The 19,077-nt window shown below is 60.5% G+C and carries 22 protein-coding genes; 14 read left to right on the top strand and 8 right to left on the bottom strand.

Annotation, left to right across the window (positions count from 1 at the left end; translation table 11 throughout):
• The first annotated feature begins 24 nt into the window (after positions 1-24).
• Positions 25-1,554, top strand: a complete 1,530-nt coding sequence (locus LOY67_RS09270; RefSeq protein ID WP_265066888.1) for a DHA2 family efflux MFS transporter permease subunit — start codon at positions 25-27, stop codon at positions 1,552-1,554.
• 131 nt (positions 1,555-1,685) lie between these two features.
• Here LOY67_RS09270 and LOY67_RS09275 read toward each other — a convergent pair whose 3' ends face one another.
• Together LOY67_RS09275 and LOY67_RS09280 are read right to left on the bottom strand one after the other, a co-directional pair.
• Positions 1,686-2,438 carry a UDP-2,3-diacylglucosamine diphosphatase gene (locus LOY67_RS09275; protein ID WP_265066889.1) on the bottom strand — a complete coding sequence of 251 codons (753 nt, stop codon included), beginning with the start codon at positions 2,436-2,438 and terminating at the stop codon, positions 1,686-1,688.
• A complete protein-coding gene (locus LOY67_RS09280; protein WP_265066890.1) occupies positions 2,435-2,938 on the bottom strand; it encodes a peptidylprolyl isomerase in 504 nt (167 codons plus the stop codon). Before LOY67_RS09280 ends, LOY67_RS09275 begins: the two co-directional genes overlap by 4 nt.
• Positions 2,939-3,187: 249 nt before the next feature.
• On the opposite strand from LOY67_RS09280, the gene LOY67_RS09285 reads away from it, so the two are divergent.
• From LOY67_RS09285 to LOY67_RS09295, 3 genes are all read left to right on the top strand, one after another.
• Positions 3,188-4,885, top strand: coding sequence for a glutamine--tRNA ligase/YqeY domain fusion protein (locus LOY67_RS09285; protein WP_265066891.1), 1,698 nt, complete (start codon positions 3,188-3,190; stop codon positions 4,883-4,885).
• Positions 4,886-4,906: 21 nt separating this feature from the next.
• Positions 4,907-6,289, top strand: a complete 1,383-nt coding sequence (gene cysS / locus LOY67_RS09290) for a cysteine--tRNA ligase (RefSeq protein WP_265066892.1) — start codon at positions 4,907-4,909, stop codon at positions 6,287-6,289.
• A gap of 450 nt (positions 6,290-6,739) precedes the next feature.
• The gene (locus LOY67_RS09295) at positions 6,740-7,195 is read left to right on the top strand and encodes a DUF2214 family protein (protein ID WP_265066893.1); all 456 of its coding nucleotides are present in this window, start codon (positions 6,740-6,742) and stop codon (positions 7,193-7,195) included.
• Positions 7,196-7,396: 201 nt separating this feature from the next.
• Here the strand turns inward: LOY67_RS09295 and csrA are convergent, their stop codons facing one another.
• Positions 7,397-7,591, bottom strand: a complete 195-nt coding sequence (csrA, locus tag LOY67_RS09300) for a carbon storage regulator CsrA (protein ID WP_003179932.1) — start codon at positions 7,589-7,591, stop codon at positions 7,397-7,399.
• 248 nt (positions 7,592-7,839) lie between these two features.
• Here csrA and LOY67_RS09305 point away from each other — a divergent pair, with 248 nt between their 5' ends.
• The gene (locus LOY67_RS09305) at positions 7,840-8,205 is read left to right on the top strand and encodes an SPOR domain-containing protein (protein ID WP_265066894.1); all 366 of its coding nucleotides are present in this window, start codon (positions 7,840-7,842) and stop codon (positions 8,203-8,205) included.
• A 135-nt stretch (positions 8,206-8,340) separates the two neighbouring features.
• On the opposite strand, the gene LOY67_RS09310 is transcribed toward LOY67_RS09305, so the two are convergent.
• Both LOY67_RS09310 and LOY67_RS09315 read right to left on the bottom strand, forming a co-directional pair.
• Positions 8,341-9,030 carry an endonuclease I family protein gene (locus LOY67_RS09310; protein WP_265066895.1) on the bottom strand — a complete coding sequence of 230 codons (690 nt, stop codon included), beginning with the start codon at positions 9,028-9,030 and terminating at the stop codon, positions 8,341-8,343.
• 5 nt (positions 9,031-9,035) lie between these two features.
• Positions 9,036-9,335, bottom strand: a complete 300-nt coding sequence (locus LOY67_RS09315; RefSeq protein WP_052126365.1) for a DUF1654 domain-containing protein — start codon at positions 9,333-9,335, stop codon at positions 9,036-9,038.
• 287 nt (positions 9,336-9,622) lie between these two features.
• On the opposite strand from LOY67_RS09315, the gene LOY67_RS09320 reads away from it, so the two are divergent.
• The 7 genes from LOY67_RS09320 to LOY67_RS09350 are packed head-to-tail and all read left to right on the top strand — an operon-like array spanning position 9,623 to position 16,577.
• Positions 9,623-10,579, top strand: a complete 957-nt coding sequence (locus tag LOY67_RS09320; RefSeq protein ID WP_265066896.1) for a sugar ABC transporter substrate-binding protein — start codon at positions 9,623-9,625, stop codon at positions 10,577-10,579.
• A 56-nt stretch (positions 10,580-10,635) separates the two neighbouring features.
• Positions 10,636-12,189 (top strand): sugar ABC transporter ATP-binding protein, encoded by a 1,554-nt coding sequence (locus tag LOY67_RS09325; RefSeq protein ID WP_265066897.1) that lies wholly within the window; start codon positions 10,636-10,638, stop codon positions 12,187-12,189.
• The gene (locus tag LOY67_RS09330; RefSeq protein ID WP_265066898.1) at positions 12,186-13,163 is read left to right on the top strand and encodes an ABC transporter permease; all 978 of its coding nucleotides are present in this window, start codon (positions 12,186-12,188) and stop codon (positions 13,161-13,163) included. Before LOY67_RS09325 ends, LOY67_RS09330 begins: the two co-directional genes overlap by 4 nt.
• Before the next feature lie 3 nt (positions 13,164-13,166).
• On the top strand, positions 13,167-14,186 hold the full coding sequence (locus tag LOY67_RS09335) for a LacI family DNA-binding transcriptional regulator (protein ID WP_265066899.1): 1,020 nt from the start codon (positions 13,167-13,169) through the stop codon (positions 14,184-14,186).
• A gap of 24 nt (positions 14,187-14,210) precedes the next feature.
• The gene (gene rbsK / locus LOY67_RS09340) at positions 14,211-15,125 is read left to right on the top strand and encodes a ribokinase (protein ID WP_265066900.1); all 915 of its coding nucleotides are present in this window, start codon (positions 14,211-14,213) and stop codon (positions 15,123-15,125) included.
• Positions 15,122-15,526 carry a D-ribose pyranase gene (gene rbsD / locus LOY67_RS09345; RefSeq protein ID WP_265066901.1) on the top strand — a complete coding sequence of 135 codons (405 nt, stop codon included), beginning with the start codon at positions 15,122-15,124 and terminating at the stop codon, positions 15,524-15,526. Before rbsK ends, rbsD begins: the two co-directional genes overlap by 4 nt.
• 22 nt (positions 15,527-15,548) lie before the next feature.
• Entirely contained in the window at positions 15,549-16,577 is a 1,029-nt protein-coding gene (locus tag LOY67_RS09350) for a nucleoside hydrolase (protein ID WP_265066902.1), read from the top strand.
• Positions 16,578-16,682: 105 nt separating this feature from the next.
• Here LOY67_RS09350 and LOY67_RS09355 read toward each other — a convergent pair whose 3' ends face one another.
• Positions 16,683-16,880 (bottom strand): hypothetical protein, encoded by a 198-nt coding sequence (locus tag LOY67_RS09355; protein WP_265066903.1) that lies wholly within the window; start codon positions 16,878-16,880, stop codon positions 16,683-16,685.
• A gap of 132 nt (positions 16,881-17,012) precedes the next feature.
• Here LOY67_RS09355 and LOY67_RS09360 point away from each other — a divergent pair, with 132 nt between their 5' ends.
• Entirely contained in the window at positions 17,013-17,318 is a 306-nt protein-coding gene (locus tag LOY67_RS09360; protein ID WP_230165529.1) for a hypothetical protein, read from the top strand.
• Between the two features lie 164 nt (positions 17,319-17,482).
• Positions 17,483-17,797 carry an I78 family peptidase inhibitor gene (locus LOY67_RS09365; protein ID WP_265066904.1) on the top strand — a complete coding sequence of 105 codons (315 nt, stop codon included), beginning with the start codon at positions 17,483-17,485 and terminating at the stop codon, positions 17,795-17,797.
• A gap of 130 nt (positions 17,798-17,927) precedes the next feature.
• Here LOY67_RS09365 and LOY67_RS09370 read toward each other — a convergent pair whose 3' ends face one another.
• Together LOY67_RS09370 and LOY67_RS09375 are read right to left on the bottom strand one after the other, a co-directional pair.
• Positions 17,928-18,140, bottom strand: a complete 213-nt coding sequence (locus tag LOY67_RS09370) for a cold-shock protein (RefSeq protein ID WP_003179963.1) — start codon at positions 18,138-18,140, stop codon at positions 17,928-17,930.
• A 290-nt stretch (positions 18,141-18,430) separates the two neighbouring features.
• Positions 18,431-18,733, bottom strand: a complete 303-nt coding sequence (locus tag LOY67_RS09375; protein WP_265066905.1) for a hypothetical protein — start codon at positions 18,731-18,733, stop codon at positions 18,431-18,433.
• Positions 18,734-19,077 lie beyond the last annotated feature (344 nt).

Below are 19,077 nucleotides of genomic sequence, written 5' to 3' on the forward strand. Positions count from 1 at the left end.
ATCTTCGCTTCCTAGGATTTCACAATGAGCAATAACGCGTCCTTCTCGCCGCCCAGCCTGTTGCTCAGTACCATCGGGCTGTCGCTGGCGACGTTCATGCAAGTGCTCGACACCACCATCGCCAACGTCGCCTTGCCGACCATTTCCGGCAACCTGGGCGTCAGTTCGGAGCAGGGCACCTGGGTGATCACTTCGTTCGCGGTGAGCAACGCCATCGCGCTGCCGCTGACCGGCTGGCTGAGCCGTCGGTTCGGCGAGGTGAAGCTGTTCTTGTGGGCAACCATGCTGTTCGTGCTTGCTTCGTTCCTGTGCGGCATTTCCACGTCGATGCCGGAGCTGATCGGCTTTCGCGTGCTCCAGGGCCTGGTGGCCGGGCCGCTGTACCCGATGACCCAGACCCTGCTGATTGCCGTGTATCCACCCGCCAGGCGCGGGATGGCCCTGGCGCTGCTGGCGATGGTCACGGTGGTGGCGCCGATTGCCGGGCCGATCCTGGGGGGCTGGATCACCGACAGCTACAGTTGGCCGTGGATCTTCTTCATCAACGTGCCCATCGGGGTCTTTGCAGTGATGGTGGTGCGCCAGCAGCTCAAGGCGCGACCGGTGGAGACCAGTCGTCAGCCGATGGATTACGTCGGGTTGATCACGTTGATCATCGGCGTCGGCGCGCTCCAGGTGATTCTCGACAAGGGCAACGACCTGGATTGGTTCGAGTCGAACTTCATCATCATCGGTGCGTTGATTTCGCTGGTGGCCCTGGCCGTGTTCGTGATCTGGGAAATGACCGACCGTCACCCGGTGGTCAATCTGCGGTTGTTCGCCTATCGCAATTTTCGCATCGGCACCATTGTGCTGGTGGGCGGCTATGCGGGGTTCTTCGGCATCAACCTGATCCTGCCGCAATGGTTGCAGACCCAGATGGGCTATACCGCCACCTGGGCCGGACTGGCCGTGGCGCCCATCGGCATCCTGCCGGTGTTGATGTCACCCTTCGTCGGCAAGTACGCCCACAGGTTCGACCTGCGCCTGCTGGCCGGGCTGGCGTTCCTGGCCATCGGCCTGAGCTGCTTCATGCGCGCCGGGTTTACCAACGAAGTGGATTTCCAGCACATCGCCATGGTGCAGCTGTTCATGGGCATCGGCGTGGCATTGTTCTTCATGCCGACCCTGAGCATCCTGATGTCCGACCTGCCGCCCCAGCAGATTGCCGATGGCGCGGGGCTGGCGACCTTCCTGCGGACCCTGGGCGGCAGCTTTGCCGCGTCCCTGACCACCTGGATCTGGATCCGCCGGGCGAACGAGCATCATGCCTATATGAGCGAGAGCATCAGCACGTTCGATCCGGCCACCCGCGAAGTGTTGAACCAGCTCGGTGGCCCGAGCGCCCCGGCCTATGCGCAGCTTGACCATGTCCTCACCAGCCAGGCGTACATGCTTTCCACCGTGGATTACTTCACGCTGCTGGGCTGGGCGTTCATGGGCTTGATCGTATTGGTGTGGCTGGCGAAGCCGCCGTTTGCGGCGAAGGCGGGGCCGGCGGCCAGTGGGCACTGACCGGGAGCTGAAATACAATCCAAATGTGGGAGCGAGCCTGCTCGCGATAGCGGTGTATCAGTCAACTCATCAGTGACTGGCATACCGCTATCGCGAGCAGGCTCGCTCCCACAAGGGATCTGTGTCTGGCGTCAGTGAGGTGGGGCTGCCAGCTGTGGCGGTGGGGCAAACCCAAACGGCGCCAACGCAAACCCCTGTTCATCCACCTGCAACGCCCAGCCCTGTTTGTCCCAATCCCCCAGCACGATGCGCCGGGCGGCCTGTTCGCCGAGTTGCAGCTTGTGGATGGCGGGGCGGTGGGTGTGGCCGTGGATCAGGGTCTTCACGCCATACTGCTGCATGATCCGTGGAATTTCCTCGGGCGTGACGTCGACGATGTCGTTGGCTTTCATCCTCACCTGTGTGGTGCTTTCACTGCGCAGCTTGCGCGCCAGTTTCTGGCGGCTGCCCAATGGCAGGTGGCGCAGGATGAACAGCGTGACCGGGTTGCGCAGCCAGCGCCGCAGCTTCATGTAGCCTTCGTCGCGGGTGCAGAGGCTGTCGCCGTGCATCAGCAACACCGGTTCGCCGTTGAACTGCACGACACTCGGGTCCTTGATCAGGGTGCAGCCGGCCGCTTTGCAGAAGGCTTGCCCCAGCATGAAGTCGCGATTGCCATGCATCAGGAAAATGGCCGTGCCGCTGTCGCTCAGTTCGCGCAGGGCCTGGCAGATGGAACGCTGGAACGGCGTCATGGCATCGTCACCGATCCACGCTTCGAAAAAGTCGCCGAGAATGTACAACGCCTGCGCCGAGCGGGCGCGGGTGGCGAGTAGATCCAGAAACGCCCGGGTGATGTCCGGGCGCTCCTCTTCCAGATGCAGATCTGAAATCAGTAGGATCACTCAATGATCTCGGCTTTCTCGATGATCACGTCATCCTTTGGAACGTCCTGGTGACCAGCCTTGGAGGTGGTGGCAACGCCTTCGATCTTGTCGACCACGTCCTGGCCTTCGATCACTTCACCGAACACGGCATAACCCCAGCCCTGGGCGTTCTTGGCGGTGTGGTTGAGGAAGCTGTTGTCGCTGGCATTGATGAAGAACTGCGCCGATGCCGAATGTGGATCCATGGTGCGCGCCATGGCGATGGAGTATTTCTTGTTCTTCAGGCCGTTATCGGCTTCGTTCTGGATGCTCGGGCTCTTGTCCTTCTTTTCCTGCATGCCAGGCTCGAAACCGCCGCCCTGGATCATGAAGCCCTTGATCACACGGTGGAACACGACGTTCTCGTAGTGACCCTTCTTGACGTACTCAATGAAGTTGGCAACGGTAATCGGCGCTTTCTCGGCGTTCAGTTCCAGGACGATGTCGCCGTGGTTGGTGGTCAGTTTGACTTTGCTCATGATGACTACTCTTTCAAGGAATTCGTGGGTTTCGCGGCCCGAAAGCCCGCAACCGGTCCGGCTGCAATCAGCCAGGTTGGGCAGTTTAGCGTGCCAGGCACGAAATTCGAGGCGGTTTTTCATCTGGCGGCCGATTAAATTCAATCGTTTGCCGGCCTGGCCTGTCAGCGGCTTGACAGCATCGGCTATGATACGGGCTTTGATTTATCAGGCCGCACCCGGCCGCGCACTTGTACGTTCAAGGATCCTATGAGCAAGCCCACTGTCGACCCTACCTCGAATTCCAAGACCGGCCCGGCCGTGCCGGTCAATTTCCTGCGCCCGATCATCCAGGCGGACCTGGATTCGGGTAAGCACACACAGATCGTCACCCGTTTCCCGCCGGAGCCCAACGGCTACCTGCACATCGGCCATGCCAAGTCGATCTGCGTGAACTTCGGCCTGGCCCAGGAGTTCGGTGGCGTCACGCACCTGCGTTTCGACGACACCAACCCGGCCAAGGAAGACCAGGAATACATCGACGCGATCGAAAGCGACGTCAAGTGGCTGGGCTTCGAATGGTCCGGTGAAGTGCGCTATGCCTCGCAATATTTCGACCAGTTGCACGACTGGGCGGTCGAGCTGATCAAGGCCGGCAAGGCCTATGTGTGCGACCTGACGCCGGAGCAGGCCCGGGAATACCGTGGCAGCCTGACCGAGCCGGGCAAAAACAGCCCGTTCCGTGAGCGCAGCGTCGAAGAGAACCTGGACCTGTTCGCCCGCATGCGCGCCGGCGAGTTCCCGGACGGCGCACGGGTGCTGCGGGCCAGGATCGACATGGCCTCGCCGAACATGAACCTGCGCGACCCGATCATGTACCGCATCCGCCATGCCCATCACCACCAGACCGGTGACAAGTGGTGCATCTACCCGAACTATGACTTCACCCACGGTCAGTCGGACGCCATCGAGGGCATCACCCACTCGATCTGCACCCTGGAGTTCGAAAGCCATCGTCCCTTGTACGAATGGTTCCTCGAGCACCTGCCGGTGCCGGCCACCCCGCGCCAGTACGAATTCAGCCGCCTGAACCTGAACTACACCATCACCAGCAAGCGCAAGCTCAAGCAACTGGTGGATGAACAGCACGTCAACGGCTGGGACGACCCACGCATGTCGACGCTGTCGGGCTTCCGTCGTCGTGGCTACACGCCGAAATCGATCCGCAATTTCTGCGAAATGGTCGGTACCAACCGTTCCGACGGCGTGGTGGACTTCGGCATGCTGGAGTTTAGCATCCGCGAAGACCTCGACCAGAGCGCCCCGCGTGCCATGTGCGTGCTGCGTCCGCTCAAGGTGGTGATCACCAATTACCCGGAAGGCCAGGTCGAGAACCTCGAGCTGCCGTGCCACCCGAAAGAAGACATGGGCGTGCGCGTCCTGCCGTTCGCCCGGGAAATCTACATCGACCGTGAAGACTTCATGGAAGAGCCGCCAAAAGGCTACAAGCGCCTGGAACCGGCTGGTGAAGTGCGCCTGCGCGGCAGCTACGTGATCCGCGCCGACGAGGCGATCAAGGACGCCGATGGCAACATCGTCGAACTGCGTTGCTCCTACGATCCCGACACCCTGGGCAAAAACCCAGAAGGTCGCAAGGTCAAGGGCGTGATCCACTGGGTGCCGGCCGCCGCCAGCGTCGAGTGCGAAGTGCGCCTGTACGATCGCCTGTTCCGTTCGCCGAACCCGGAAAAGGCCGAAGACAGCGCCAGCTTCCTGGACAACATCAACCCTGACTCCTTGCAAGTCCTCACCGGTTGTCGTGCCGAACCCTCGCTGGGCAACGCACAGCCGGAAGACCGGTTCCAGTTCGAGCGCGAAGGCTACTTCTGCGCGGATATCAAGGACTCGAAACCAGGTGCTCCGGTATTCAACCGTACCGTGACCTTGCGTGATTCCTGGGGTCAGTGATCAAGTCTTAAGGGAAACCCTGTGCTTACGATCTACAACACGCTCACCAAGAGCAAAGAAGTTTTCAAGCCGCTGGATGGCAACAAGGTGCGCATGTACGTGTGCGGCATGACCGTGTACGACTACTGCCACATCGGGCATGGTCGCAGCATGGTTGCTTTCGACCTGGTGACCCGCTGGTTGCGTTTCAGCGGTTATGACCTGACGTATGTACGCAACATCACCGACATCGACGACAAGATCATCAACCGTGCCAACGAGAACGGCGAGTCGTTCGAGGCGTTGACCGAGCGCATGATCGTGGCGATGCACGAGGATGAGGCGCGCCTCAATATCCTCAAGCCGGACATGGAGCCGCGGGCCACCGATCATATCCCTGGCATGCACGCGATGATCCAGACCCTGATCGACAAGGGTTATGCCTACGCGCCGGGCAATGGCGACGTGTACTACCGCGTCGGCAAGTTCATGGGCTACGGCAAGCTGTCGCGCAAGAAGATCGAAGACCTGCGCATCGGCGCGCGGATCGAAGTCGGCGAGTCGAAACAGGACCCGCTGGATTTCGTCCTGTGGAAAGCCGCCAAGCCGGGCGAACCGAGCTGGGATTCGCCGTGGGGCAAGGGCCGTCCGGGCTGGCACATCGAATGCTCGGTGATGTCGACCTGCTGCCTGGGCGAGACCTTCGATATTCATGGCGGCGGCAGCGACCTGGAATTCCCGCACCACGAAAACGAGATCGCCCAGAGCGAAGCGGCCACCGGCAAGACCTACGCCAACGCGTGGATGCATTGCGGCATGATCCGGATCAACGGCGAGAAGATGTCCAAGTCCTTGAACAACTTCTTCACCATCCGCGACGTGCTCGACAAGTACCACCCCGAGGTGGTGCGTTATCTGTTGGTGTCGAGCCACTACCGCAGCGCCATCAACTATTCGGAAGACAACCTCAAGGACGCCAAGGGCGCCCTGGAGCGTTTCTACCATGCGTTGAAAGGCCTGCCGAATGTGCCGGCGGCGGGTGGCGAAGCGTTCGTGGCGCGGTTTACCGAGGTGATGAACGATGACTTCGGTACCCCGGAAGCCTGCGCGGTGCTGTTCGAAATGGTGCGCGAGATCAACCGCCTGCGTGAGAGCGATCTCACCGCGGCGGCGGGCCTGGCGGCACGCCTGAAGGAACTGGCCAGTGTCCTGGGTGTGTTGCAGCTCGAGGCGGACGACTTCCTCCAGGCCGGTGCCGAAGGTCGCGTGGACGCGGCCGAGGTCGAGGCCTTGATCCAGGCGCGCCTGACTGCACGGGCCAACAAGGACTGGGCCGAATCCGACCGCATCCGCGACCAGCTCACCGCCATGGGCGTGGTGCTGGAAGACGGGAAGGGCGGCACGACCTGGCGTCTGGCTGACTGATGCTTAACCTGTGGGAGCGAGCCTGCTCGCGATGGCGTCAGATCAGTCAACATCGTCGTTGAATGCTAAGCCGCTATCGCGAGCAGGCTCGCTCCCACAGAGGTCGGTGGTGAACCTCGATTCTGGGTTAACCCCGGGACAATGTGGGAGCGAGCCTGCTCGCGATGGCGTCGGATCAGTCAACATCTTTGTTGAATGCTGAACCGCTTTCGCGAGCAGGCTCGCTCCCACAGAGGTCGGTGGTGAACCTCGATTCTGGGTTAACCCCGGGACAATGTGGGAGCGAGCTTGCTCGCGATGGCGTCGGATCAGTCAACATCTTTGTTGAATGCTGAACCGCTATCGCGAGCAAGCCCGCTCCCGCATTTTTTTGTGCCCTGTCTGCCGATCCTTCTTTTATGAGCTAGTACTGTCAGGTCGATTCGACGTTCTCTCTGACAGGTGCCTTCCATGTTGGCTCATTGGTCTCTCGCGGCAATTCATCTCCTGGCTTTCGCCCTCGGTTTCTGGGCGGTGCTCACCCGCGGCACGGCGCTGCGACGCCTGGCCGGCGGCGCGGATGCGGTTCGAAATGTATTGATGGCGGATAACGTGTGGGGCCTGTCGGCCCTGGTCCTGCTGGTGACCGGTGGGATGCGTGCCTTCGGCGGCTATGAAAAAGGCTCGGACTATTACCTGCATCAGCCTTTGTTTCACCTGAAGATGACCTTGTTCCTGCTGATCCTGCTGCTCGAACTCGCGCCGATGATCACCCTGATCAAATGGCGGATGGCACTGGGCAAAGGAGCGACGATCGATGCTTCAAGGGCCGGCCGGTTTGCCCGGATCAGCCACATCGAAGCCTTGCTGCTGGTACTGATGGTGATCGCCGCCACCGGCATGGCCCGTGGTGTGAGCTTGGGCTGACCGACACGAACACCCGCTTCATCGCCATTAAAACGAAACGTCCGACAGCCATGCTACGAGTCATGGCATTAATATCGGTTTCACGGGCTGGACAGAAAAAGCAGAGGCGGGGGGAAGCGGGGGGAAAAGGCGCGGACGGCCTGAATCTTTAGCCAGCCACTGCGATGATGCAAACGGGCTGGCTACGGACTGCTGCAAGGCTCAGGGAGTTTGCGGCTTGTCGGGGGCGGTAAGGCCCGCCTGAATACGCTGATAGATCTCTTCGCGATGCACCGCAACGTTTTTCGGGGCATTGATGCCGATCCGGACCTGTTGGCCGCTAACGCCCAGAATGGTGATCGTGATGTCGTCACCAATGTTTATGCTTTCACCGACTTTGCGGGTGAGTATCAGCATGGTGTTCTCCTTGATTGCTTTATTAGGGCACCTGATTCAGACAGTGCAGATGTCGGTACTGCTTATAGATTAGTGCTAAGTGTCACAATGTGGGTGCCTCTTTCTGACGTGCAGACGCAGCATTAATTCCCAGGGTGCGACTATACAGAGAGACCGGCCAGGATTCTCGTGTTTTGCGTACTGTTTGCGGGGTTCCTGGTGGATGTGAGTGCTAAAATCCCTCCCTCATGTCTTCCAGAGGAAACGTTGTGCGCAAATTGGCTTGGGTTATTGCGGTATTCATGCTGGCTGGGTGCGGTGAGGGGCGTGATGCCGAGGCGCCGAAGCCGAAACCCGCCGCGACCTCCGCGCCGTCTGCCGCTGCTGCGCCGCAATGGGCTGTCGAGGTTCGAGGCGAGACCCCGCAAGCGATCAGCGATCTGACCGGGTGGCTCATCGAGCACAGCTTCATGTCGACCGTAGTGCGGGAAAATGGCAAGGAGCGGGTGCTGGTCGGTCCTCTCGCTTCCCGAGCCGAAGCCGAGGCCAAGCAGGAGCAGGTCACTGCCGCCCTGGTCCGGGCCAAGAAGCGCAACATCGAGACCCAGGTGGTGGATTTCCCGACGGCTCAATGATCGGATAGAACAAACCCTGTGGGAGCGAGCCTGCTCGCGATAGCGGTATGTCAGTTACTTCTGCATCGACTGATTCACCGCTCTCGCGAGCAGGCTCGCTCCCACAGTTGCTTTGTGCGGTTCACAAATGCGCGGTCAGCCGCAGGCTTTCAGGTCCACCGGGCCGACGAACTCGTTCCCACGTCCCATAACACAGGCCACGCTCTGGTTGCGCTGGCGCTCCCAGCTTTCCACCGGATAGGTCTTGTCCCAGGCTTCGTACAGGCGCCGGTCCTGTTTCGAAAGCTGCAGGCCATATTGCTTGCTCATGTAGAAATACGTTCGGGCGATCATGCCCCGGATGGAAGGGCGGGGCATGACTTTCTTGGCCTTGAAGTCCACCTGGGTCAGGCATGAGCCGTATTGGCCCTTCTGCACCGGCAGCCAGCCGAAGCTGAAATTGTTCCGATCGCCATTCACTTCCCCGATGCTGGGCACCAGATTGTGAAGGTCGGCCTCGGCCCGTTGATAGACCGGGTCGTAGCGGGTGCAGTTCTTGCGTCCGCCCTGTTGCCAGCATTGGCGCTGATGACCGATCTGCCACGCCGGAACGATATGTTCCCATTCGATACGGGCGGCGCGACTGGCGTTCTTGCGCGGTACATAACCGCAGGCCTCCAGGTTCACGCGATTGCCGGTGTACTTGCAGCCGCAATAGAACTCAGTGGATTGCGGGGCGTAGAGTTTCCAGGCGATTTTCTTGGCTTCATTGAAGGTGCGGGGTGCCCCGGCCTGGGCGCCTGTGGCGATGAGCACAAGCAGTAAAGCAACGCAGCGGACATTCATCGGGCTCAATCTTCCTTCGGCACAACCCAGAAAACCTGCACACCACCATCGTCGCGATAGGCGAGGGTCACGTTGTCGTTCTCGTCGATTTCTTCCAGCAGGCGCTCCCATTCCTCCATCGGCTCGTCGGGAAGGCGAAAGATCAGGGCGGCCTTGGCCTTTTGTGCGGTAGGGGCGTTGATGATTTTCGAGACCCGCAGGCCGAGTTTTGTATAGGAATCTAAGGGGGTAGTTGCAGCGGAGGGCGTGGCCACAGGATTATCCTTATTAAGCTGTACGTGCATACAGTATTTAACCGTAGGCATTTACGCAACTGCTTAAAATTCAAGAAAATCGTCTGACAGCGCTTTTGACGTTTTAGTGTAGGAAAAAAATGTTTATTTATCGTTGCGACTGAAAAAGCTGACAGCCGTGACTTCAGCTACTCTGTGCAGCGCGAGCGTCAGGCGGGACGGCTTGGCCTGGGACCTGCGAATGCAATCGCAACGTTGACAAATCTCCAAAGCCTTACCATAGTTCACTTCACGCAAACGTTTGCGCGGCGTTCCGTGCACTGATTTGCTCACAATAATCATAAGATCGGAGTGAACCCATGAAGTTGCCATTCGCTGGACGCCTTCTCGCTGTCGCCATGCTCGCGGCCGCATCCACTGCGTTGCCGTTCTCCTCGGCATTCGCCCAGACCGCTGAAAAACCCAAGGTCGCCCTGGTCATGAAATCCCTGGCCAACGAATTCTTCCTGACCATGGAAGACGGCGCCAAGGCCTATCAGAAGGAACACTCCGCCGATTTCGACCTGATCTCCAACGGGATCAAGGATGAAACCGACACCGCCAACCAGATCCGCATTGTCGAGCAGATGATCGTGTCCAAGGTCGACGCCCTGATCATCGCGCCCGCCGATTCCAAGGCGATGGTGCCGGTGATCAAGAAAGCTGTCGACGCCGGTATCACGGTGATCAACATCGACAACCAGCTCGATCCAGCTGTGGTCAAGAGCAAGAACATCAACGTACCGTTCGTAGGCCCGGACAACCGCAAGGGCGCACGCCTGGTCGGTGAATACCTGGCCAAGCAGCTCAAGGCCGGTGACGAAGTCGGCATCATCGAAGGCGTGTCCACCACCACCAACGCTCAGGCGCGCACTGCTGGTTTCAAGGATGCGATGGAAGCGGCGCAGGTCAAGGTCGTGTCCCTGCAATCGGGTGACTGGGAAATCAACAAGGGCAACCAGGTGGCCGCGTCGATGCTCAGCGAATACCCGAACATCAAGGCGCTGCTGGCCGGCAACGACAGCATGGCCGTGGGTGCGGTATCCGCCGTGCGCGCTGCGGGCAAGGCCGGCAAGGTGCAAGTGGTCGGTTACGACAACATCAATGCCATCAAGCCTATGCTCAAGGACGGTCGTGTCCTGGCGACCGCCGACCAGTTTGCTGCCAAGCAGGCGGTCTTCGGTATCGAGACAGCCCTGAAAATGCTCAAGGGCGAGAAAGTCGACAGCGGTGCCAACGGCGTGATCGAAACGCCGGTCGAGCTGGTTACGAAGTAATCATCCTGGCGAAGTAGTGGTGCTCGCCCATCCGGGCGAGCGCATGGAGAGTTTTTATGTCCGTTTTCGACCCGAACGCTGTCTTGACTGTCAGCGGCATCGGCAAGACCTATGCCCAGCCTGTACTGACCGACATCGACCTGACGTTGATGCGCGGTGAAGTGTTGGCGCTGACCGGTGAAAATGGTGCCGGTAAAAGTACCCTGTCCAAGATCATCGGTGGACTGGTGACACCGACGACCGGGCAGATGCAATTCCAGGGGCAGGACTATCGCCCCGGCAGCCGTACCCAGGCCGAAGAGCTGGGTGTGCGAATGGTGATGCAGGAGCTCAACCTGCTGCCGACCCTGTCCGTGGCCGAAAACCTGTTTCTCGACAACCTGCCCAGCCGCGGTGGCTGGATCAGCCGCAAGCAGTTGCGCAAGGCCGCTATTGAAGCCATGGCCCAGGTGGGGCTCGACGCAATCGACCCCGACACCCTGGTCGGTGAGCTGGGCATCGGTCACCAGCAGATGGTCGAGATTGCCCGTAACCTGATTGGTGACTGCCATGTGCTGATCCTCGACGAGCCGACCGCCATGCTGACGGCGCGCGAGGTCGAGATGCTGTTCGAACAGATCACCCGCCTGCAGGCCCGGGGCGTTTCGATCATCTACATTTCCCATCGTCTCGAAGAACTGGCGCGGGTGGCCCAGCGCATTGCGGTGCTGCGTGACGGCAACCTGGTCTGTGTCGAGCCGATGGCCAACTATAACAGCGAGCAACTGGTGACCCTGATGGTCGGCCGGGAGCTGGGCGAGCACATCGACCTGGGTCCACGGCAGATCGGCGCGCCGGCACTGACCGTCAAGGGCCTGAGCCGATCCGACAAGGTCCGCGACGTGTCCTTCGAAGTGCGCAGTGGCGAGATCTTTGGCATCTCCGGCCTGATCGGGGCAGGGCGCACCGAACTGCTGCGGCTGATCTTCGGCGCCGACGCGGCCGACAGCGGCACCGTGGCGTTGGGTTCGCCAGCCACCGTCGCCAATATCCGTTCGCCGGCCGATGCGGTGGCCCATGGCATTGCCCTGATCACCGAGGACCGCAAGGGCGAGGGCCTGTTGCTGACCCAATCGATTGCCGCCAACATCGCCTTGGGTAACATGCCGGAGATTTCCAGTGCCGGGATCGTCAATGGCGGCGACGAACTGTCCCTGGCTCGGCGGCAGATCGATGCCATGCGCATCCGCAGTTCCAGCCCGACACAATTGGTCTCCGAGCTGTCGGGTGGCAATCAGCAGAAGGTGGTGATTGGCCGCTGGCTCGAACGGGATTGCTCGGTGCTGTTGTTCGACGAGCCGACCCGTGGTATCGACGTCGGCGCGAAGTTCGACATCTATGCACTGCTCGGCGAATTGACCCGCCAGGGCAAGGCACTGGTCGTGGTGTCCAGCGACCTGCGGGAGCTGATGCTGATCTGTGACCGGATCGGCGTGCTGTCCGCCGGACGCCTGATCGACACTTTCGAGCGCGACAGCTGGACCCAGGATGATTTGCTTGCCGCCGCATTTGCCGGCTACCAGAAACGTGACGCGTTGCTCAATGAAGCGGCGCCTAGGGAATTTTCATGAAAACCGCATCTGCCGTGGGCAAGCCGAGTGGCAACTTTTATGGCCTCGGCACCTATCTGGGCCTGGCCGGCGCGCTGCTGGCCATGGTCGCGCTGTTCTCGGTCCTGAGCAGCCACTTCCTCTCCTATGACACCTTCAGCACCCTGGCGAACCAGATTCCTGACCTCATGGTGCTGGCGGTCGGCATGACGTTCATCCTGATCATCGGCGGCATCGACCTGTCGGTGGGCTCGGTGCTGGCGCTGGCGGCATCGACCGTCAGCGTCGCGGTGCTCGGTTGGGGTTGGAGCGTCTGGCCATCGGCGTTGCTGGGCATGGCCGTGGCGGCGCTGGCGGGGACCGTGACCGGTTCGATTACCGTGGCGTGGCGGATTCCATCGTTCATCGTCTCCCTTGGCGTGCTGGAAATGGCCCGCGGCCTCGCGTACCAGATGACCGGCTCCCGGACAGCTTATATCGGCGATTCCTTTGCCTGGCTGTCCAATCCGATTGCGTTCGGTATTTCGCCGTCATTCATCATTGCCTTGCTGGTGATCTTCATTGCCCAGGCCGTTTTGACCCGCACGGTGTTCGGCCGCTACCTGATCGGCATCGGCACCAATGAAGAAGCGGTGCGCCTGGCCGGCATCAATCCGAAACCCTACAAGATCCTGGTATTCAGCCTGATGGGCTTGCTGGCCGGTGTGGCGGCGCTGTTCCAGATTTCCCGGCTGGAGGCGGCAGACCCGAATGCGGGCTCGGGGCTTGAGCTGCAAGTCATTGCCGCCGTGGTGATCGGTGGGACCAGCCTGATGGGTGGGCGCGGTTCGGTCATCAGCACCTTCTTTGGCGTGTTGATCATCTCCGTGTTGGCGGCGGGCCTGGCGCAGATCGGCGCTACCGAACCGACCAAGCGCATCATTACCGGTGCGGTGATCGTGGTCGCGGTGGTGCTGGATACCTACCGCAGCCAGCGCGCCAGTCGGCCGGCCTGAACCATGGCGACCATCAAGGATGTAGCGGCGCTCGCGGGGATTTCCTATACCACTGTGTCCCATGTGGTGAACAAGACCCGGCCGGTCAGCGAAGAAGTACGACTCAAGGTCGAGGCGGCGATCAAGCGTCTCGACTATGTGCCCAGCGCGGTGGCCCGTTCGCTCAAGGCCAAGACCACGGCGACCATCGGCCTGCTGGTGCCCAACAGCCTCAACCCGTACTTTGCCGAGCTGGCCCGGGGGATCGAGGATTACTGCGAGCGCAATGGTTACTGCGTGATCCTGTGCAACTCCGACGACAACCCGGACAAGCAGCGCAGTTACCTGCGGGTGCTGCTGGAAAAACGCATTGACGGCCTGATCGTCGCCTCCGCCGGTGGCGACGTCGGCCTGGCGCAGGGGCTGGCCGGCGTGCGCACGCCCATGGTCATCGTCGACCGTGGGCTTGATGGCGTCGATGCGGACCTGGTGCGCATCGATCACGAGTACGGCGCGTACCTGGCAACCCGACACCTGCTGGAGCTGGGGCACCGCGATATCGCCTTTATCGGTGGGCCGGCGGACACCAGTGTGGCGCAGATGCGTCTGGCCGGTTACTGCCGTGCGCTGAAAGAGGCGGGGATCGAATTGCCCGTCGAGCGCATGCTTGAGAGCGATTTCACCAGCACGGGCGGCTACCGCGCTGCGGCCGAGTTGCTTGAAGACCAGCCTCCCAGTGCGATTTTTGCGGCCAACGACATGATCGGCATCGGTGTGCTGCGAGCCGCCGCCGAGCGCAATGTGCGGGTGCCCAGCGAACTGTCGGTCATCGGTTTTGACGACATCCAGATGAGTCGCTATGTCTACCCGGCGCTGACCACGGTGGGGCAATCGATCCTGCAACTGGGCGAGATGGCGGCAGAAGTGTTGTTGCGGCGGATCGCCACGCCCGGGCTTGTCACCGATCAACGGATCGTGACGCCCAGCATTGTCTTGCGAGAGTCGACCGCGCCGCTGTCCGGTGCCTTCGCCCAATACCGCTGAACCGAATGGAATGAGTAGTGACGTATGTCTGCAAAAGTAGTGGTAATAGGCAGCCTGAACATGGACCTGGTGACCCGTGCGCCGCGTTTGCCCCGGGGCGGTGAAACGCTGATCGGCGAGTCGTTCTCCACCATTGCGGGAGGCAAGGGTGCCAACCAGGCGGTGGCCGCCGCGCGCCTGGGGGCTCAGGTTTCCATGGTCGGTTGTGTGGGCAGCGATGCCTATGGCCAGGAGTTGCGAGGCGCGCTGCTGGCCGAGGGCATCGATTGCCAGGCCGTCAGCGTCGTGGAGGGGGCCAGCGGCGTGGCGCTGATCGTGGTCGATGACAACAGCCAGAATGCGATTGTCATCGTCGCCGGTGCCAATGGCGTGCTGACGCCCGAGGTCCTGGACGGTTTCGACAAGGTGCTGCAAGGCGCCGATGTCATCATCTGCCAGCTTGAAGTGCCGGATGCCACGGTTGGCCATGCACTCAAGCGCGGCCGCGAGCTGGGCAAGATCGTCATCCTCAACCCGGCGCCGGCTTCCCGTGCGCTGCCGGCCGACTGGTACGCGTGTGTCGACTACCTGATTCCCAATGAAAGCGAAGCCGCCATGCTGAGCGGGCTGGCGGTGGACTCCCTGGAAACCGCCGAAGCTGCCGCGGCGCAGTTGATCGCCGCCGGCGCCGGCAAGGTCATCGTGACCCTGGGCGCCCAGGGGCTGATGTTCGCCAACGGCTCGAGCTTCGAACACTTCCCGGCGCCACGGGTCAAGGCTGTGGACACCACGGCGGCGGGGGATACCTTTGTCGGCGGCTTCGCGGCGGCCCTGGCCAACGGTAAAAGTGAGGTCGACGCGATCCGTTTCGGTCAGGTCGCCGCAGGGTTGTCGGTCACCCGCGTCGGGGCGCAGCCCTCCATTCCCACTTTGTCGGAAGTACAGGCTTTCAAATCATGAAAAAGACTCCCTTGTTGAATGTGGCGCTCTCGCGACTGATCGCCTCCCTCGGTCATGGCGATAAGGTGGTCATTGGCGACGCCGGGCTGCCGGTACCTCCCGGGGTCGAGTTGATCGACCTGGCCTTGACCCACGGCATTCCCGATTTCGTCAGTACCCTGAAAGTGGTGCTCAGTGAAATGCAGGTGGAAAGCCATGTGCTGGCCACGGAAATCTTCGATAAACAGCCGACGGCCCTGTCGACCCTCGAGTCGTTGCAGGCCGAAGGTGCAATGGGGGCGCGGGAGTTGGTCAGCCATGAGCAATTCAAGGTCCTCAGCCGACAAGCTCGAGCGATTATTCGCACAGGAGAATGCTCTCCGTACTGCAACGTTGTGCTGATTGCTGGAGTAACCTTCTAAAACCCCGCACAAGGAGTGCGCCATGCACCGCTATGCTCAGAAAATGCATCAACTGTTCCGGAGTCTGCTGCTGTTGTCACTGATCACCGCTACGAGCGCCCAGGCGGCGGAAAAAATCGATCTGATCATCGACACCGACCCGGGGGCCGATGACGTGGTCGCCTTGTTGTTCGCCCTGGCATCCCCTGAAGAACTGCAGATCCGCGCGCTGACCACTGTCGCCGGCAATGTGCGCCTGGACAAGACCTCGCGCAATGCTCGCCTGGCCCGGGAGTGGGCAGGGCGAGAAGAGGTGCCGGTGTACGCCGGTGCGCCGAAGCCGATGATGCGCACACCGATCTATGCGGAAAACATCCATGGCAAGGAAGGCCTGTCGGGTGTCACCGTGCATGAGCCGAAAAAGGGCCTGGCCAAGGGCAACGCCGTCAACTACCTGATCGACACCCTCAAGTCCGCCAAGCCCCACAGCATCACCATTGCCATGCTCGGTCCGCAGACCAACCTGGCCCTGGCGCTGATCCAGGAGCCGGACATCGTCCAGGGCATCAAGGAAGTGGTGATCATGGGTGGCGCGCACTTCAATGGCGGGAACATCACGCCGGTGGCCGAATTCAATCTGTTCGCCGACCCACAGGCGGCCGAGGTGGTCGCCAAAAGTGGTGTGAAACTGACCTACCTGCCGTTGGACGTGACCCACAAGATCCTCACCAGCGAAGCTCGCCTGAAGCAGATCGCGGCCGTGAACAACAATGCCAGCAAGCTGGTCGGCGATATCCTCAACGAGTACGTCAAGGGCGATATGGAGCACTACGGCATGTCGGGCGGACCGGTGCACGATGCGACGGTGATTGCCTACCTGCTCAAGCCACAGTTGTTCACTGGTCGCTCGGTCAACGTGGTGGTGGATAGCCGCGAGGGGCCGACCTTCGGGCAGACCATCGTTGACTGGTACGACGGCCTGAAGGCGCCCAAGAATGCGTTCTGGGTGGAAAACGGCGATGCCCAGGGTTTCTTTGACCTGTTGACCGAGCGCCTGGCTCGCCTCAAGTAACCTGCCTCAAGCACCAGACCTGTGGGAGCGAGCCTGCTCGCGATAGAATTGCCAGCCCGCCGCTATCGCGAGCAAGCTCGGTTCCCACAGGCTCTTTGCGTCGCCTCAGTCCGCAGCGTCGACGACGCTCGGGTAGCGTTCGAATGCCTGCTGGATGAAGTTGCGGGCAACCTCCGTCCCCAGTTCCTTCACCAACAGTTCTATCCCGATGATTGCCAGCTCCTCGGGGCTGCCAGGGCTGTAGGAGCTGTGGCCCTCCGACCATTTGGCATTGATGGTGGCTTCGATGCTGATGATGCTCATGGCAGGGCTCGCGGGTTGGGGGGGGCTGTAGGCTGAGTTAACCACTTTTGCCCGGGGTTTGGCACTGCGACTTAGGCATCAGGGGAGGGCTGTGCGACACTTGTTTTTTTGATTGTCCAAGGAACCCCTGCCGTGCAGATCGATTTGAATGCGCCTGACGGGCTGACCCTCGAAGCGGTCCGCCAGTTGCTGGCCTCGGCCAGTGATGAGGAACACACCCAATTGCGCGTGACCAAGGGGGGGATCGCCTATCTGTCTTCGGGCGTGGTGGGGGGTGCCGACATCGATGGTTTGCTGTTTCGGCTCGAGACGTGGGCAAAGGGGTCGGGGTATGTCGGACGGGTCGCTGCCAGTGACGAGGTCTGGGTCATGCAGATCTACAACGCCCTGAAGGATAATTGGCCGAACCCACCCTTCGACTACATTGATGTTTATTGAGCGCCAAACATATTCAGTCACGATTCATGCCTGACCAAGGGCGTCGGGCTCAGGCAAACTGCCGGTTTTCCAGGTGAGGGCATGACGGTGGCCCTTATGCTGAAACCAAGCTTCGTTTGGGTTGTCGCACGCTCTCTGTTTATTGATCAAAGAAAGGAGGCTTCATGCCTTGGAAGCTCGCGTCATTGGGTATTTTGCTGGCCGCCGGGTTCTTGCACGGTTGCAGCAGCAACGCTGAATCGTCCCCTGATCCGGTAGCCGCCGAGACCGCTTACGACCGCTGCGAAGCGAAGGCGGCCGAGTTCGCCATCGGTAAGCAGGCATCGCCACAATTGCTGGAGCAGGCTCGCACCCGTTCCGGCGCGCAGATTGCCCGGATCCTCAAGCCCAACGACATGGTGACGCTTGAGTATCGCTCTGATCGCCTGAATCTCAATACCGATGCCAACCTGGTGGTCAATCGGGTGAACTGCGGCTGATTGCCCTGGAGCAGGTTGGAGGATCGTTCCCATGCTCTGCTGGGAATGCAGCCAGGGACGCTCTGCGTTCCAACAGCCGCCCATAAAAAACCCCGTCACATGGACGGGGTTTTTTTAGCGCGCCGAGAAATTACTCTGGGCGAACTTGTGCAGCTTGCATACCCTTTTGGCCTTTCTCAGCCACGAAGGAAACGGTCTGGCCTTCTTTCAGGCTTTTGAAACCGTCGCTTTCGATAGCTTTGAAGTGTACGAACAGGTCGTCACCGCCACCTTGAGGAGTGATGAAGCCGAAGCCTTTTTCATCGTTGAACCATTTAACGGTGCCGGTTTGGCGATTAGACATGGTGTATCTCCAAGAAACATATATTTTCAGTAGTGCTGTGCTGCTCAGGCCAACTGGGCACACCTGGGTATCATAGTCGAAATGTTCGATTTGGGAGCCCCCCGGACGTGCTGTTTGCCGAACAGTCGTCTTTTCTTTACCGTCTTGACCCGCTGAAAGCCCCGGTTTTAAAGGCTTTCAGCCGAAAGTAAAGGCGATAAAAAAAGCTGTAAAACCTGCAAAATTCGTCTGAAAAAAGGCAAATTCAGGGCTTTTCATGGGCTCAGGCCGGTCTTGAAAGGCCTGTCTGCTCATTTTTTCTTCGAGGGATCGGCCTTGCATTTGGCGATCTGTCCCAGTGCTTTCTGCTGCAATTCCACGGGTGCCTTGTTGTCCATCAGGGCCTGGATGTCGGCGGCCGGGTAGGACTTGATTGCATCGGCACCACAGGCGCAATGGGATTTGGCCGCCGCCGCGCCGATCTGCGGTGTGGCCGCCTGAGTGCACTGGGTCATGTATTTCTCGCGTTCGCCTTTCGGCCAGTCGGCGTGGGCGGTCAGCGGGAGCAGCAGGGCGAGGGGGGCGACTGCTGCCAGTAACGTATTCAGACGCATGCTGGGATGCTCCTTTGGGTCGATGTCTTGTTATCAGAGGTGCTGCGGGGCGTTTCAGTTCAGCACTCTGGCATAAAAACCAGGGGTTTACGCTTGTGTCGCACTCGATACGGCGATGACCGTTCATCTGTGCTAGCATGCCGGGCTCGGGTATTTTCAGGCTCCGGATGACGACAGGTCCCGGCGGCGGCAAATGTTCGAAATAACCCTGATTTGAATCCCAGTCACTCTGGTTCGGTTTCCCGGTTGGCCGCAAGGCTCCTGCCGCTGTAAGGCAGGCGTTCATGATTGAATGGCCTGGACTGGATCTTGTACTGGCTCATCCCAACCCACGTGACCTTTGG

Origin of the sequence: Pseudomonas sp. B21-056, from assembly GCF_026016325.1 — a bacterium.
Lineage (GTDB): Bacteria > Pseudomonadota > Gammaproteobacteria > Pseudomonadales > Pseudomonadaceae > Aquipseudomonas.

Excerpts from the sequence above, each read along its gene's own strand:
- LOY67_RS09270 (WP_265066888.1), top strand. The coding sequence starts at position 25 with ATGAGCAATAACGCGTCCTTCTCGCCGCCCAGCCTGTTGCTCAGTACC.
- LOY67_RS09280 (WP_265066890.1), bottom strand. The coding sequence starts at position 2,938 with ATGAGCAAAGTCAAACTGACCACCAACCACGGCGACATCGTCCTGGAA.
- LOY67_RS09285 (WP_265066891.1), top strand. The coding sequence starts at position 3,188 with ATGAGCAAGCCCACTGTCGACCCTACCTCGAATTCCAAGACCGGCCCG.
- LOY67_RS09295 (WP_265066893.1), top strand. The coding sequence starts at position 6,740 with ATGTTGGCTCATTGGTCTCTCGCGGCAATTCATCTCCTGGCTTTCGCC.
- csrA (WP_003179932.1), bottom strand. The coding sequence starts at position 7,591 with ATGCTGATACTCACCCGCAAAGTCGGTGAAAGCATAAACATTGGTGAC.
- LOY67_RS09310 (WP_265066895.1), bottom strand. The coding sequence starts at position 9,030 with ATGAATGTCCGCTGCGTTGCTTTACTGCTTGTGCTCATCGCCACAGGC.
- LOY67_RS09315 (WP_052126365.1), bottom strand. The coding sequence starts at position 9,335 with ATGCCTACGGTTAAATACTGTATGCACGTACAGCTTAATAAGGATAAT.
- LOY67_RS09320 (WP_265066896.1), top strand. The coding sequence starts at position 9,623 with ATGAAGTTGCCATTCGCTGGACGCCTTCTCGCTGTCGCCATGCTCGCG.
- LOY67_RS09325 (WP_265066897.1), top strand. The coding sequence starts at position 10,636 with ATGTCCGTTTTCGACCCGAACGCTGTCTTGACTGTCAGCGGCATCGGC.
- LOY67_RS09330 (WP_265066898.1), top strand. The coding sequence starts at position 12,186 with ATGAAAACCGCATCTGCCGTGGGCAAGCCGAGTGGCAACTTTTATGGC.
- LOY67_RS09335 (WP_265066899.1), top strand. The coding sequence starts at position 13,167 with ATGGCGACCATCAAGGATGTAGCGGCGCTCGCGGGGATTTCCTATACC.
- rbsK (WP_265066900.1), top strand. The coding sequence starts at position 14,211 with ATGTCTGCAAAAGTAGTGGTAATAGGCAGCCTGAACATGGACCTGGTG.
- rbsD (WP_265066901.1), top strand. The coding sequence starts at position 15,122 with ATGAAAAAGACTCCCTTGTTGAATGTGGCGCTCTCGCGACTGATCGCC.
- LOY67_RS09350 (WP_265066902.1), top strand. The coding sequence starts at position 15,549 with ATGCACCGCTATGCTCAGAAAATGCATCAACTGTTCCGGAGTCTGCTG.
- LOY67_RS09355 (WP_265066903.1), bottom strand. The coding sequence starts at position 16,880 with ATGAGCATCATCAGCATCGAAGCCACCATCAATGCCAAATGGTCGGAG.
- LOY67_RS09365 (WP_265066904.1), top strand. The coding sequence starts at position 17,483 with ATGCCTTGGAAGCTCGCGTCATTGGGTATTTTGCTGGCCGCCGGGTTC.
- LOY67_RS09370 (WP_003179963.1), bottom strand. The coding sequence starts at position 18,140 with ATGTCTAATCGCCAAACCGGCACCGTTAAATGGTTCAACGATGAAAAA.
- LOY67_RS09375 (WP_265066905.1), bottom strand. The coding sequence starts at position 18,733 with ATGCGTCTGAATACGTTACTGGCAGCAGTCGCCCCCCTCGCCCTGCTG.